1 protein-coding gene is annotated in these 616 nt (G+C 56.3%); it reads right to left on the bottom strand.

The genetic code is table 11. The features are described from left to right. Nucleotides 1–37 precede the first annotated feature (37 nt). The coding region (locus HED22_RS19555; RefSeq protein WP_254870304.1) for a flagellin at nucleotides 38–616 on the bottom strand (579 nt) is incomplete at its 5' end.

Here is a 616-nt window from a genome sequence, read left to right on the forward strand (position 1 = left end):
AGGCCGCCCCTTTGTGAAGACATAGTTGCTTTCGAGATTACTGGAGCAGACGCAGCAGGTTCTGCGGCATCTGGTTTGCCTGTGCCAGCATAGCAACACCCGACTGAACCAGGATCTGCTTGGACGTGAAGGCGGTCATTTCGGCCGCAACGTCCAGGTCAAGCAGGGTTGAACGTGCTGATTCAGTGTTTTCCTGCGTGGAAGCAAGGTTCTGACCAGCAAAGTCCAGACGGTTCTGAGAGGTACCAACTGCAGCACGTGCGCGCTGCAAGTCATCAATCGCACGGGTCACAACTTCAACAGCATTCTGTGCTGAGGCTGCGGTTGCGATTGCGTTTGCGCCCAGATCAACGAGCGAGTCCTCGGTGCCAGAAGCGCCAGAACCAAGCGTGTCTGCATCAACCGAGCTCAGGTCGATCGACAGACGGTCGTTTGCGGTGTTACCACCACCAACCTGGAACTCAATGCTGGTTGCCAACTGCTGACCATTGTCAGCTGCCATGGTGACAATGTTACCGGTCGCGGAGTTCAGGCCGCTACCATTAAAGTCAGTGGCAGTACCGAAGTCGGATGCGCCGGTGTTGTCACCGCGGATGGTAGCAACCGAAGCCGAGAA

Source organism: Thalassospira sp. HF15, assembly GCF_011806525.1.
Classification (GTDB): Bacteria; Pseudomonadota; Alphaproteobacteria; order Rhodospirillales; family Thalassospiraceae; genus Thalassospira.